11 protein-coding genes are annotated in these 11,874 nt (G+C 72.2%); 5 read left to right on the top strand and 6 right to left on the bottom strand.

Annotation, left to right across the window (positions count from 1 at the left end):
- Positions 1 to 102: 102 nt before the first annotated feature.
- Positions 103 to 1,737, bottom strand: a complete 1,635-nt coding sequence (locus tag OHA37_RS15870; RefSeq protein ID WP_266905716.1) for a hypothetical protein — start codon at positions 1,735 to 1,737, stop codon at positions 103 to 105.
- A gap of 73 nt (positions 1,738 to 1,810) precedes the next feature.
- On the bottom strand, positions 1,811 to 2,890 hold the full coding sequence (locus OHA37_RS15865) for an AraC family transcriptional regulator (protein ID WP_266905714.1): 1,080 nt from the start codon (positions 2,888 to 2,890) through the stop codon (positions 1,811 to 1,813).
- Between the two features lie 119 nt (positions 2,891 to 3,009).
- Here OHA37_RS15865 and OHA37_RS15860 point away from each other — a divergent pair, with 119 nt between their 5' ends.
- From OHA37_RS15860 to OHA37_RS15845, 4 genes are all read left to right on the top strand, one after another.
- A complete protein-coding gene (locus OHA37_RS15860) occupies positions 3,010 to 4,791 on the top strand; it encodes an AMP-dependent synthetase/ligase (protein ID WP_266905712.1) in 1,782 nt (593 codons plus the stop codon).
- A gap of 105 nt (positions 4,792 to 4,896) precedes the next feature.
- Entirely contained in the window at positions 4,897 to 5,406 is a 510-nt protein-coding gene (locus OHA37_RS15855; RefSeq protein WP_266905710.1) for a hypothetical protein, read from the top strand.
- A gap of 764 nt (positions 5,407 to 6,170) precedes the next feature.
- A complete protein-coding gene (locus OHA37_RS15850) occupies positions 6,171 to 6,692 on the top strand; it encodes a DUF6232 family protein (protein ID WP_266905708.1) in 522 nt (173 codons plus the stop codon).
- Complete coding sequence (locus OHA37_RS15845) at positions 6,689 to 7,024, top strand: hypothetical protein (protein ID WP_266905707.1); 336 nt, start codon at positions 6,689 to 6,691, stop codon at positions 7,022 to 7,024. Before OHA37_RS15850 ends, OHA37_RS15845 begins: the two co-directional genes overlap by 4 nt.
- 50 nt (positions 7,025 to 7,074) lie before the next feature.
- Here the strand turns inward: OHA37_RS15845 and OHA37_RS15840 are convergent, their stop codons facing one another.
- Together OHA37_RS15840 and OHA37_RS15835 are read right to left on the bottom strand one after the other, a co-directional pair.
- Complete coding sequence (locus OHA37_RS15840; RefSeq protein ID WP_266905705.1) at positions 7,075 to 7,323, bottom strand: DUF397 domain-containing protein; 249 nt, start codon at positions 7,321 to 7,323, stop codon at positions 7,075 to 7,077.
- Positions 7,320 to 8,189 carry a helix-turn-helix domain-containing protein gene (locus OHA37_RS15835; protein ID WP_266905703.1) on the bottom strand — a complete coding sequence of 290 codons (870 nt, stop codon included), beginning with the start codon at positions 8,187 to 8,189 and terminating at the stop codon, positions 7,320 to 7,322. Before OHA37_RS15835 ends, OHA37_RS15840 begins: the two co-directional genes overlap by 4 nt.
- 118 nt (positions 8,190 to 8,307) lie before the next feature.
- On the opposite strand from OHA37_RS15835, the gene OHA37_RS15830 reads away from it, so the two are divergent.
- A complete protein-coding gene (locus tag OHA37_RS15830) occupies positions 8,308 to 8,736 on the top strand; it encodes an ATP-binding protein (RefSeq protein ID WP_443046170.1) in 429 nt (142 codons plus the stop codon).
- Positions 8,737 to 8,806: 70 nt separating this feature from the next.
- On the opposite strand, the gene OHA37_RS15825 is transcribed toward OHA37_RS15830, so the two are convergent.
- Together OHA37_RS15825 and OHA37_RS15820 are read right to left on the bottom strand one after the other, a co-directional pair.
- Positions 8,807 to 11,209: a tetratricopeptide repeat protein gene (locus OHA37_RS15825; protein ID WP_266905701.1), complete on the bottom strand. Its 2,403-nt coding sequence runs from the start codon at positions 11,207 to 11,209 to the stop codon at positions 8,807 to 8,809.
- Positions 11,210 to 11,280: 71 nt separating this feature from the next.
- Positions 11,281 to 11,805, bottom strand: a complete 525-nt coding sequence (locus OHA37_RS15820; RefSeq protein ID WP_266905699.1) for a hypothetical protein — start codon at positions 11,803 to 11,805, stop codon at positions 11,281 to 11,283.
- Positions 11,806 to 11,874: the final 69 nt, after the last annotated feature.

Below are 11,874 nucleotides of genomic sequence, written 5' to 3'. Positions count from 1 at the left end.
TTCAGCGGTCGGTCACACTGGACCGACCGCTGAAGAGACCGCTCACGCCGCCCGATGGTTGTACGCGGAGCCCGGGGACTCGGGCCCCGGTCGGGCTCGGAGTTACGGGCTGACGATGACGTCGTCGATGCGGCTCGTGGTGGAGAAGTGGGCCGCGTCGGTCTGTTCGTAGCGGGCGGTCCAGGAGCCGGTCGCGGTGGCGGTGAAGGTTTTGGTGAAGGTGCCGTCGGCGGTGGTCTTGGAGGTACCCCCGGCCTTCCACGTGGTGCTTCCGGTCGGCCGGAAGTAGTAGTGGACCGTCTGGCCGGCGAAGGGCTTCCAGGTGGGGTCGGCCTGGTTGAGCTTGCCGGTGACGGTCAGCGGCCGGCCCTTCTGGACCGGCTCGGGCGCGGCGTTGAAGGAGGGGATGGCCGTCTCCGTCCGGGCGACCTTCACGGTGGGGGTGATCCAGCCGTGGATGCCCTTCGTGCTCGCGTGGAGCAGCCGGATGTGGCCGGCGCCCGGGTAGGGCAGCGTCGTGTCGAGGTACGTGCGCGGGTTGGTGCCGGCCTGGGTGGCGACATCCACGCTCTTGCGGGTGGTCCAGCCGGTCTTGCCGTCCGCCGAGTGCTGGATCTCCACCTTCAGGGAGGTGATGCCGGCCGGGATCTCGAAACGATCGAAGACGGCCTCCACCCTGACGGTCTTGTTCGCGTCGACCGTGGCCGCGAGGTTCCAGAGGTGGGTGCCGGACGTGGTGTCCACCTTCACCTCCTGGGGGGCCGCGGTCAGCCACCCCGAGTACTCCCTGACCGACCACGTGCCGTCCCCGTGGAACTGGGGGGACAGGGCGAATCGGCCCGCGTCGTCCGTGACGGTGCCGACCGACTCGCCCCAGACCGAGCTGCCGGCGGGCGCCGGCTTCCACGTGCCGTCGGCGGCCTTCCAGGTGACGGCTCCGCCGACCTTGCCCCGCATCGCGTAGGCGCCGGTCAGCTCCGGGGAATCCAGGGTGATGCGCGCTTCCGCGGACGCCACGGCGACCTGTACGGACCTCTGTTCCTTGACGCCGTTCAGCTCGGTCGCGAGGTCGATGTTCGCGAGGTCGATCCCGCCCTCCACGCGCGGGCGGACGTCCTCGTTGCCCGAGAAGGTGATCCTGGACTTGAAGTGCCCCTGCACATCGGCCTTGAAGGGTGTGGCGACGACACCCGAGGGCGTGATCGCGCCGCCCGCGTAGGGCTTGCGCGAGCCGTTGCGCGGGTCGTGGATCTTGAGGTCACCCGAGAGCACCGTGTCCCGCCGCGCGAGCGACACCCCGTTCGAGGTCCTCAGGTTCTCGAAGACGGGCCGGAGCCGGTAGTTCAGGGCCGCCGCGTCCTTGCGGAGGACGGCCTCGCCCTCGGTGCCTTCGTACTCCACGTCGACGGCGTACTCCCCGAGCGCGGCGAGCTTCAGCGGGCCGGTCAGGAAGTACCGGGAAGTGACTTCTCCGATGTCGCAGCCGAGGTGGCACTGGTCTCGCGTGGAGAAGGTCGTGATGGTGGCGACCCGCGCGGCCGTGCCCTTCTTGCGCAGGTGCACCTTGAGGCCCTTGGGCTGCTCCAAGGTCTTGAAGTACAGGACGACGTTCTCCTGCTCCACCTGTGCCTCGAAGCCCCACGCGTGCGGGTCGGCCGCCTGGGCGGTCGTGGGCACGGCCAGTACGGCCCCCGTGGCCGTCGCCGCGCAGAGCATGGCAAGGATGCGCTTCTTCATGTGTCCCCCGGAACCTTCGGAACCTTCGATGCGGTCGGTGGTCGGTCCCTGGACCGACCGGTGAAGAGACCGCTCACCCCGCCCGATGGTTGTACGAGGAGCCCGGGGCCTCGGGCCCCGATGGGGAGCCCGGGCTCTCGGCCCCCGACGCGATCCGGTACGCCCCCGGCGTCGTGCCCGTCCAGCGGCGGAAGGCCCGGTGGAAGGCGGTGTCCTCCGAGAAGCCCAGCCGGGCCGCCAGTTCCGCGATGGGTTCGCCGCTCTCCGCCAGGCCGGCTATCGCCGCATCGCGCCGTACGTGGTCCTTCAGTTGCTGGAAGGACGTGCCCTCCTGCTGCAGCCGCCGCCGCAGCGTCGCCGGTGACACCGCCAACCGCCCGGCCACCTCGCCCAGTTCGGGAAGCCGCGGCGATCCGCGCAGGGCCTGGGTCAGGGTCCGGCGGACCTGCTCCGCGACCGTGGTCCCGTACGCCGGCCGGGACAGGAGGTCGAAGGGGGCCCGCCGCAGCATCGCGTCGAGCGCGGCCTCGTCGCGGATGAGCGGCGCCGTCAGCCAGTGCGCGTCGAAGGCCACGGCCGCGCCCGTGCGCGCCTCGCCGAAGCGGACCGGGCAGTCGAAGAGCAGCTCGTACTCCTGCGCGTGCGGCGGCGCCGGATACGCGAAGGAGGCGTGGGCCAGCGGGATGCGCCGGCCGATCAGCCAGCTGCTCAGCCGGTGCCAGATGGCGAGCACGCACTCGGTGAGGAAGCGCTCCTCGTCCCGCGCGAAATCGTTGCGCACCGCGAACCACGCCTGCCCGCCGTCCACTTCGAGCGCCAGCTCCGGCCCGCCCGGGAACAGTCCGTAGAAGGTGGCGGAGCGCTCCACCGCCGCGCCGAGGTCGCGGCAGCCCAGGGCGGCCCTGCACATCATCGCGAAGGTCCCGGGCCGGCTGGGGACGGTGGACAGGCCCAGGAACTCGTCCTGCGTCGTCCGGTACAGCGCCCGGAACAGCCGCGCGAACTGCGCGGGCGTGACCCGCGCCCGGTCGTCGCCCAGCAGCAGAGGCGGAATCTGCGCCTCCTGGAGCAGCGGCACGGTGTCGAGCCCGCTGCCGCGCGCCCCCGCGAGCACGGCACGCACGTGGTGCACGGTGACCGTCCGCCTCCCCATGGGTCCGACGGTAGCCGCAATGAGCGCTGAGGTCAGCGGGGGTGACGCTTCCGGTCATGCCGCGGACGCCACCCCGGTGCCTAGCGTCATCGGTACGACCCGAGGGGGAGGCGACCCCGATGAGTTCGAGGAGCCCGATGGAACCGGTGAGCGAGACGGACGGAGCCGTGCGGCCGCGCACGCTGGCGCTGTTCACGGAGTGGACGGGCGAGCGGTACGCGGCCGAGACGGCGCTGCGCCACAAGGGCGGGGAGGGAGCATCCAGCGGCTGGAGCACGGTCTCCTACGGTCAACTCCGCGCCCGTGTAAGGGAGTCCGGGCGCGCTCTGCTCGGCCTCGGGGTCGCCCCCGGCGAGCGCGTCGCGGTGCTCGCGGAGACCCGGCCGGAGTGGACGTACACCCACTTCGGGGTCCTGGCCGCGGGAGCCGTCCTCGTGCCGGTGTACCCGACGGCCGGGGAGGAGGAGCTCGCCTGGGTGCTGTCGGACTCCGCCGCCGTGATGGTCGTCTGCGACGACGCCGCGCAGGCCGCCCGGGTGGAGGCGCTGCGTGCGCAGCTCCCCGCGCTGCGCGCGGTGGTGGAGATGGACGGGCTGCGCGCCCTCCCGGGCCCGGCGCCGGAAGCCGAGCTGCTGGCCCGGGCCGCGGCGGTGGACCCCGCGGCCGACGCCTCCATCGTCTACACCTCGGGCACCACCGGCCTGCCCAAGGGCTGCCGCCTCACGCACGCCAACCTCGGCGCGATCCAGGACGCCACCCTCCCGCTCGTCAAGGGCGGCCCGGGGGACTCCACGTACCTCTACCTGCCGCTCGCCCACCTGCTGGCCCAGCTGATCCAGTTCACCACCCTCCTGGAGGGCGGGGAGCTCTGCTACTTCGGCGGCCGCATCGAGGACGTCATCGGCGAGCTCGCCGAGGCCCGGCCGACCCATCTGCCGTCCGTACCGCGGTTGTTCGAGAAGCTGCACTCCGTGGTGCTCTCCCTCGCGGAGTCCCAGGAGGGCGGCGGCGCCCGCTTCGCGGAGGCGGTCCGGCTCGGGGTGCTGGCCGCGGAGGGCCGACTGCCGGCCGAGGACCGTGAGGCGTACGAGGCCGCCGACAAGTCCCTGTACTCCCTGGTCAGGGGCGCCTTCGGGGGCCGCCTGAAATGGGCGCTGACGGGCGGGGCCCCGATCGCCCCGGCCACCCTCGACTTCCTGCGGGCCTGCGGGATCGCGGTCTTCGAGGGGTACGGCATGACGGAGTCGGGCGGGGTCATCAGCCTCAACCACCCGGACGGGCTCCGCTACGGATCGGTGGGCCGACCGATCGCCGGCTGCGAGGTCCGCATCGCGGGGGACGGGGAGGTGCTGGCCCGGGGCCCGATGATTTTCCCGGGGTACCACGCCAACGGCACCGCGACGGCGGAGGCGCTGGACGGGGAGGGCTGGCTGCACACCGGTGACCTGGGGGAGGTCGACGCGGACGGCTACCTCCACATCACCGGCCGCAAGAAGGAGCTGATCATCACCTCGGCGGGCAAGAACATCACCCCCACCGAGCTGGAGTTCGCCGTCCAGCGCTCCCGCTACGTCTCGCGCGCGGTCATGATCGGCGACCGCCGCCCCCACCCGGTGGCCCTGATCACCCTGGACGCGGAGGAGATCGCCGCCTGGGCGGCCCGCGAGTCGGTGACCCTGGACCCCGCCGCCCCCGGTGACCACCCGGCCGTACGGGCCCTCGTCGCGGGAGCGGTCGAGGCGGCCAACGCCACGGTCTCCCGCCCGGCCCGCGTCCGCGCCTTCAGGGTCCTGCCCGAGGAGTTCACCGTCGAGGCGGGCACCCTCACCCCGACCCTGAAGCTCCGCCGCCGGGCGGTCGCGGAGCGGTACGCGCGCGAGATCGAGGAACTGTACGGCTGACCCGGCTCCTGCCGGAGGGGCCGGGGGCGGCTCCACCGGTGCACCGTGGCAGACTCCCTCCCTCGAACACGGGGGCGAACGACCCCCTGACCTGGGGGCGGGGCCATGATCAGGACGAAGTGGGCAGTTGTGGTGACAGCGGTCATCGCGCTCGGAGCCGCGGGCTGCGGCAGCGGTACGGGGGCGGGGGCCAAGTCCGGCCCGGTGTCACCCCGGCCGGAGGGCACCGGGCCGCTCGCGCGGGAGGTCGTGCAGACGGACATCGACACCTCGGCGGCGGCTGCGGGCGCGCCGGCGACCGACCCGGATTGGCGCAAGGTGGGCGAGGAGAGTGCTTCCGGGTTGTGCGTCGTCTCCTTCAGGGGGTTCTTCACCGAGGCCATTCCGGCCGACCTGGCCCGCTTCGATGACACGGTGCGCGAGCTGGGCAGGCGCGACTGGAAGGACGCCGGGAAGAAGACGCAGAAGAAGGACAAGAAGGGCAAGGTGTACGAGTCCAGGGTGCTCCTGGAGCAGCGCGGCTGGAGGATCGTCGCCGAGTACCAGGAAATCCACGGCACGCTCGGGCTGACGGCCTTCGACACCGCCTGCGCGCAGGAGCAGGGCCTCGGCTGAGCGGGTCCGGCCGACTGCTGGGTGCGGCGGTGGCGATCAGCTCGGGTGTGAGGCGGTAGCCGAGGGCCCGGGCCCGCTCGACCGCTCTGCGCGCCTGTGGCCCCGCGACCACGAGGACGTGCAGTGCACGCAGCAGAGCGATGGTGTCCGGTCCCGGGTGTTCCGCGTCGAGGCGTACGACGCCCTCGGCGCACTCCTCGGCGGCGGCCGCCCGACTAGGGGATCCGTACACCTGCGCGTCGTGGAGCGGGCGCCGGGCCTCCACCACCGCTGCCGTCGCACGGCGGTGGTCCTCGCGGAGCTGCGCCGCGCTTTCCCGGAGCCGATGGGCCTGCCGTACGACCGCGCGGCTGACCCCGCGTGGCCGCCCGGGCCTGCGGCGTGGCCGGCGTGGCCGGCGTGGCCGTGCGGGTGCACGGCGCATTCCCTGGTCCTCGCGCCGCCGCACCACACGCACGCCTCCCGCGACCAGCCCCAGGATCAGCAGCCCGTCACTGGCCCCCATCCGCGCATCCTCGGGTGGGCCGGTACGGGGGCTGCGGCCAGATCCGGTACCGGCAGCATGGCGCACGCGCGCTTGCCGGGAGGCGGCCGTGCGCGACGACCGGAATCGCCCGGGGGAGCAGTGATTCCGCCGCCGGGAATGTCAAGCGGAATCCGGAATGGATCATGACTACGTCGAAATGGTCCAATCCCTACTTGACCGGTCTTACCCGCTCTACACTTCGTGCCGTCAACGCCAAAAAGAGCCAGGGGGGCGCGAAATGGCGGTTAACAATTCGACGGTCCAAGTCCGTGTGCAAGAGGGCGTGCTGTGGGTCGACGGTGAGGCTTATCCGTTGCACAACATCTCCCACGTGGGGCAGCGTGTATTGGAGGTGGACAAGGGTGCGGCCTGGCGCAGGTTCATCGGCCGGGCGGCGCTCTGCATCGTCATCGGCGCCATCGCGGTGGCCATCTTCGGGAACGTCGCCGGGGTCATCGCGGTCGCCGTCTTCGGGCTGCTGATCTGGCAGCTCGTGAAGGTGATCGGTACGCCCCCGGTGTACGGCCTCGTCCTCAACACCTCCGGCACCCAGCGCGACGCCGTGTGGTCACTGGACCGCGCCGAGATCGAGAACCTCGTATACGAGATCACCAAGGCCATCGGCCGGCCGGACGCCGCCCCGGTGACCATCAACATCAAGGAAGCGGTGATGGGAGACCAGTTCAAGGTCTACGGAGCCGGGGCCATCGGCCAGGCCCAGCACAGCGGTGCGGGAGACATCAGGGGAGGTGGCCGATGATGGCCGGCGATCAGTACAGGGTGACCGGTGCCGGGGCCATCGGAAGCGCCAAGCATTCGGGCTCCGGAGACATCGTGGCCGGAGGCAAATACGTCGGCGGAAATCCGCCGGAGGCTTCGGAGGTGGAAAAGCTCATCGAGGAAGTCCAGGCGATGAGGCAGCACCTGGACGACATGGACCGGGCGGAAATCGACGCTGCGGTGGAAGAGCTCCAGACCAATCCCCCCGAGGCGAGATTCAGGAGAATCCTCGGGACGTTCTCCGGAATTGCGACACTCGTCGGGGAAGCGGGAGTTCCGGTGATCGCGGCGGTCAAGGCCCTGCTGGCCTGAGCGGGAAGCGGAAGGCGAGGGGGCCACGCGTGTGCGGTGGCCCCCTGGTCCTATGCCCCTACCGTGACCCCGCCGAGGAACGCGGCCCAGGCGCCGGGGGCGACGGCGAGTTGGGGGCCGGCCGTCACCTTGGAGTCCCGGATGTGGACGGAGTCCGCGCACGCGGCGATCTCGACGCACTGGCCGCCTTCGCCGCTGCTGTAGCTCGACTTCCGCCAGTCGAAGGCGACTTCGAGGCACTCGCCACCCTCGCCGCCGCTGTAGCTGCTTTTGAACCAGGCCAGGTGTGTGGTGTTCATAGTTCTCCCAGCAACTTCTCGATCAGGGCCAGTGACTCGTGTGGCGTGAGTGCCTGTGCCCGGATGATCCCATAGCGCTCGGTGTAGATCCGCACCCGTTCGGGGTCCGTGATGAGGTTCGCGTGGCCGTAGGTCTCCGTGTAGGCAACCTCGTTGCGTCCTTTGGGTCGGAGAAGGGTGAACGCACCTTCCAGGCCCGGGTGTTCGTCCAATTCGGTCGGCATCACCTGGAGGTGCACGGTGCGGAGCCGGCCGATCTGGAGGAGGCGCTGCAGTTGCTCCCGCCGGACCTCCGGTCCGCCCGTGAGGCGGAGCAGGATGGAGTGTTCAAGGACGAAGCTGAACGTGGGGGCAGGCCACTGTTCAAGGATTGCCTGTCGGGCTAGTCGGTCTGACACCCGCTTCTCGATGGTTCCCTCGTCCAGTACCGGCCGGCGATGCCGGAATACGGCCCGCGCGTATGCCTCGGTCTGGAGCAGTCCGGGTATGGCCTGAGCGGCGTAGTAGTGCAGCGCCACTGACCCCGCCTCCGCGTCCGCGAACTTCCGGAACCAGTCCGGATGCCGGGTCCGCGCCCGCTTCAACGCCTCCGTCACGTCCGGGATGGCGGCGAGCAGGACGCCCTCGGCGCCGAGCGCCTTGTCGACGTTCTTCAGGAAGTCCGGCTGGGGTGTCCGTACGCCCCGCTCGATGGAGGACACCAGGTCCTCTCCCACGTGTACGAGCGCCGCGAGCTCCTTCTGCTGGAGGCCCGCCCGTTCCCGCAGCACCTTGATGATTTTGCCGAGCGCCTTGAAGAGGTACGCGGTGCCGTCGACCTCCACGGGTCGTTCCGGCTCTTCCTCGCGCTCCGACAGGTCGTTCATAGGCTGATCCGCCCTCGTCCGTACGGGCCGTACACGCAACCGCCGCCGGTCCTACGGGGGTTCCCCGTAGCGCCGCCGTTGCTGGAAAGCGTACGGCGGACCGGCCACGCTCGGTGAGGTGACGACCGAATTGAGTGACATGGCACCGGCGGAGTTCCGGCAGCGCCTTTCCGCCACCCCGCGCGGGGCCCGGCTCGCCCGGCGGCTGGCCGGGGTGCAGCTCGCCGCCTGGGGGATCCCGCACGGCTGCGGCCTCGCCGAGGACGCGGAGCTGGTGGTGGGGGAGCTGGCCGCGAACGCCGTGCTGCACGGGCGGGTGTCCGGCCGGGACTTCGAGGTGCGGCTCGGCTACGACGGGCTGCGGGTCCGGATCGAGGTGAGCGACGCCCGGGGGGACCGGCTGCCGCCCGAGGGGGAGGCGGCGGTGGACCCCTGGTCGGCGGAGGGCGGGCGCGGGCTGGTGCTCGTACGGGCCCTGGCGCGGGAGTGGGGCGTCACGCCGAGGGCGCAGGGCGGGCCGGGGAAGACGGTGTGGGCGTGCTTGTGAGGGCGGGGAGCGCAGTCGCGGCCGATGCCCGCGCAACACCGGGACGGTGTCCGCCTTGTGCGGGCGACCCTCAGAGCTCCCCGGTCGCAACCCCCGCCGCACGACGCCAGTCGGCGACCAGGGCCTGGACCGCGAGGGTGTCGGGGTGGTCCGGCCCCAGTACGCGCAGCTGGTCCCTCAGGAGTGCCATGGTCGCCTTGACGGCCGCTTCCGTATCCCCCGCCGTCAACTGCCAGCAGGCGAGTTGGAGCCGGGTGGTGAGGGTTTCCGGGTGGTCCGGGCTCAATATGCGCAGCTGGTCTTCCAGGAGTGCCGCGGTTGCCTCGGCGGCCCCACCCGGATCCCCTGCCACCCCCTGCCATTCGGCGAGTTGGGCCCGGGTGGTGAGCGTGTGCGGGTGGTCCGGGCCCAGTACCCGCAGGTAGTCCTCCAGTAGGACGGCGAGTGTGGTGGCGGCCCCGCTCGGATTGCCTGCCTCCCCGTGCCAGTTGGCCAGGTTGTGCCGGGTGGAGAGGGTGTCGGGGTGGTCCGGGCCCAGTACCCGCAGGCGGTCCTCCAGCAAGTCGGCGAATGCGGCCGCCGCTCCCGCCGGATCACCCGCGTGACCGTGCCAGCTCGCCCAGTTGCTCCGGATGGTGAGGGTGCCGCGGTGGTCCGGGCCCCGTACCCGCAGGTAGTCCTGCACGAGGTCGGCGAACGCGGCCGCGGCCCTGGTCGCGTCCCCGGCCTCGCCGAGCCACTGGGCAAGGTTGCTCCGGCCGGCGAGGGTGGAGGCGTGGTCCGGGCCCAAGGCCCGCAATTGGTCCTTCAACAGGGCGCCGAACGCGGCCGCGGCTCCGCCCGGATCCCCCGCCCTTCCCTGAAGACCGGCGAGGCTGGAACGGGTGGCGAGGGTGTTGGGGTGGTCGGGGCCGAGAACCCTCAGCTCGTCCTCCAGCAGGAGGGCGGCCGCCTCCGCGGCCCCGGCGGTGTCCCCCGCTTCCCCGCGCCACGTGGCGAGGTAGGACCGGCAGGCGAGCGTGCCGGGGTCGTCCGGGCCCACGAGGCGGGTGGATGTGTCCGTGAGGTGCTGGAAGTGGCGGATGGTCGCGGCCACTTGCCCGGACTCTCCGAGGCTTTCACCGAGGCGGTACAACACCGGGTTGACGACGGGCTGGTACAGGGCGCTTCCGGCGCACGCCATCAAGGCGGTGGTGTTGGCGCGCAGGGCGCTGGCCAGGCCGGCGTCGAGCTCGGTGTCGGGCCAGGTGTCGGTCAGGGCCTGCGCGGCGATGTGCGCGAGCAGGACCCGGTGGTCGGGGTCGAGGGGGTCGCGGACGGTCCGCTGGACGAGCTGGTGGACGCGTACGGCCTGGTGGGCTTCGGCGGGGGAGTGGTCGATCAGGCTCAGCCGGTGCAGGGCCCGCAGGGCGTCGACCGCCTCCTCCTCGGTGACCGCCTCCTCCTCGGTGCCCGCGGGGAGTTCCTGGGCGGGGCCGTGGCTGTTGCGGAGGGATCGTTGGACCGTGAGGCACCTGAGGACCAGATCGCAGGTCAGGACCCGGTGCGGGATCCCGTTCGGGTCGAGCATCGCGGCGAATTCGAGCATGGGGCGGGCCAGTCCGGCCGGGCGGAGTTCGTCCGCGCGGTCCACGGACAGGGACCAGGCGGCCGCCGCGGGGGTCGGCTGGTCATCGGGCAGGGCGCCGGGCTCGGGGAGCAGGTCGGCCAGGCGGCGCGCGCGGTCGGCGAGGCGGGCCCGGTAGCGGGCGACCGTGATGTGGGTGTCGGTGAGGTAGGCGGCGGCCTGGGACAGGGCGAGCGGCAGGTGACCGAGGTCGTGGGCCAGGGCGGCGAGGTTCGCTTCGGGTTCGCGGCGGCCCTGGGCGGCCAGGGCCTGCTGGAGGTGGGCGGTGGCCTCGGCCGGGGTGAACAGGCCCACCGGGACCAGACGGCCGTGCGTGGCGAGGGCGGCGTCGCGGCGGCGGGTGGTGACCAGGGTCCGGCCGTGTGGATGGGCCGGTGGCCACAGGTCGCGCAGGTCGCCCGGGTCGGCGACGTCGTCCAGGACGATCAGCCAGCGGGGGCCGGGTACGGGCTTGGGTTCGAGCCAGGCCAGGAACGCCCGCGCGGCCCGCTCCGGGTCGGCGGGGTCCGTGTGCAGGATGTCGGCGGCCGCCTGGGCGTAGGCGTCGATGACGGCCTGGCGGGTGGCGGCGGTGATCCAGACCAGCAGGTCGACCTGTCCGTCGGCCCAGACGTGGCGGGCGTGGTCGGCCGCGAGCTGGGTCTTGCCCACCCCGCCCATCCCGGCCAGGACCTGGCAGGGGACCGCCGCGCCCCCGCCCTCCACGGCGGAGCGCAGGTGATGCACCTCGGCCCGGTCCTGGAACGAACCGGCCCGGCGGGGGATCACCCCGACCTGGTGCGGCCAGGAGACGGCATGCCGGGGAGCGGCCTGGTAGGTGATGTGGTCGACGCGGTACGCAGCCATGCTTCCCTGCGCGGCGTGGACCTGCACGCCACCGACCGGTGGCGTGGGGAGGCTTGGGAACGCCGGTCCGGTCAGCCCCGGGACGGATCCGGCACCGGAGGGGGGCCGATGTGCGCGCCTCCGTGCAGGACGGCCGCCGCGATCGAGCCGCCCTCGGCCTTCACGCTGACGTCCCGTCCTGCGGCCACGCCGCCGGTTCCGGCCGAGACCCCGCCGGCTGCTGAAGTGTCCTCCAGCAGGGCGCACAGCTCGGTGGCCGCCTGCTCCCGCTCCGCGTCGTCGTCCAGGCTCTCCAGGAGGTCTTCGATACGGGTCCGCCACACCCTCGCCTGGAGGGCCTGCTCCTGTTCCTGATCCGACCCGCCGGCGGCCACGAGTTCGGCCGCGCTCCGGTCCAGGCGTTCCAGCTGGACCCGCTCCAGCTCACCGTCGCCCCGGCCGAACCACCGCGCGACCCGGTCGCGGACTTCCGTCCACGCGTCCGTCGTCGCGGCCTGTACGACCGCGGCGCCTCCCGCCGCGGCCAACGCCGCCAATGATTCGGCCAGCACCTCGCACCCACCCCCGTGTTCCCGCATCCCTCGTCCAGGACCCATGACGAGCTGCATCTGAACGTACTTCCACGCAGCAGCGCGCACGGCCGTTTCGCCCAAGAGGGCGCCGGG

It is taken from the genome of Streptomyces sp. NBC_00335 (assembly GCF_036127095.1).
Classification (GTDB): domain Bacteria; phylum Actinomycetota; class Actinomycetes; order Streptomycetales; family Streptomycetaceae; genus Streptomyces.
Note: the sequence above shows the minus strand (reverse complement) of the source record. Positions and strands in the feature narration are given on the sequence as shown.

Coding starts and splice junctions, on each gene's coding strand:
- OHA37_RS15860 (WP_266905712.1), top strand. CDS start 3,010: ATGAGTTCGAGGAGCCCGATGGAACCGGTGAGCGAGACGGACGGAGCC.
- OHA37_RS15845 (WP_266905707.1), top strand. CDS start 6,689: ATGATGGCCGGCGATCAGTACAGGGTGACCGGTGCCGGGGCCATCGGA.
- OHA37_RS15825 (WP_266905701.1), bottom strand. CDS start 11,209: ATGGCTGCGTACCGCGTCGACCACATCACCTACCAGGCCGCTCCCCGG.
- OHA37_RS15835 (WP_266905703.1), bottom strand. CDS start 8,189: ATGAACGACCTGTCGGAGCGCGAGGAAGAGCCGGAACGACCCGTGGAG.
- OHA37_RS15840 (WP_266905705.1), bottom strand. CDS start 7,323: ATGAACACCACACACCTGGCCTGGTTCAAAAGCAGCTACAGCGGCGGC.
- OHA37_RS15850 (WP_266905708.1), top strand. CDS start 6,171: ATGGCGGTTAACAATTCGACGGTCCAAGTCCGTGTGCAAGAGGGCGTG.
- OHA37_RS15855 (WP_266905710.1), top strand. CDS start 4,897: ATGATCAGGACGAAGTGGGCAGTTGTGGTGACAGCGGTCATCGCGCTC.
- OHA37_RS15870 (WP_266905716.1), bottom strand. CDS start 1,737: ATGAAGAAGCGCATCCTTGCCATGCTCTGCGCGGCGACGGCCACGGGG.
- OHA37_RS15865 (WP_266905714.1), bottom strand. CDS start 2,890: ATGGGGAGGCGGACGGTCACCGTGCACCACGTGCGTGCCGTGCTCGCG.
- OHA37_RS15820 (WP_266905699.1), bottom strand. CDS start 11,805: ATGGGTCCTGGACGAGGGATGCGGGAACACGGGGGTGGGTGCGAGGTG.